The sequence below is a fragment of the Psychrobacter sp. 1Y4 genome, from assembly GCF_051847555.1.
This window is the reverse complement of sequence record NZ_JBPYDE010000977.1, coordinates 1-556: the sequence shown is the minus strand read 5'-3', so window position 1 is coordinate 556 and position 556 is coordinate 1. Positions and strand designations below refer to the sequence as shown.

1 protein-coding gene and 1 pseudogene are annotated in these 556 nt (G+C 42.1%); both read left to right on the top strand.

Annotation, left to right across the window (positions count from 1 at the left end; all coding sequences use genetic code 11):
- Positions 1-304, top strand: a pseudogene (locus tag ACS8FC_RS19945) (DNA polymerase III subunit beta); the annotation flags it as partial.
- Positions 305-433: 129 nt separating this feature from the next.
- Positions 434-556 (top strand): AAA family ATPase (locus ACS8FC_RS19940; protein WP_439298062.1); only part of this gene is annotated, 123 nt, incomplete at its 3' end.

The window sequence follows — 556 nt, the reverse complement described above, 5'->3', positions numbered from 1 at the left end:
ATTACGCCGGGTAGCGATTTTGAGTAATGAGAAGTCGCGCGGTGTGGTCTTTAATTTTGCCAGTGATGGTATGGTAGAGGTACGTGCCAACAATGCTGAGCAAGATGAAGCCGTTGAGATGATACAAGCCAAATATCAGGGCGAGCCAATGGAGCTATCATTCAATGCGGCGTATCTACAAGACGTGCTAGGGGTGATACAAGGTGATTTGCAGATGCATATGAGCCAATCGAATGCATCTGTACTTGTCAATCAACTCAATGATGAGTTTCATCAATATGTCATCATGCCGATGCGTATATAGTCTGATTTTTTGCACATCATACAGCATTGAACCGCGCTAGCATCTTTTAAGGATATACTCGGACAGCTTGAATTTTAATAAACTTTTGCTTGCTTTGAAAGCTGAAAATAATGGGCGGCTATCGATATCATGATTGAACGTCTACAAATATCAAATCTGCGCAACCTCACACAAGTTAATCTACAGTCTACCGTTTGCAACGTTATCATCGGTGCAAATGGTAGCGGCAAAACCTCTTTACTTGAAGCGATA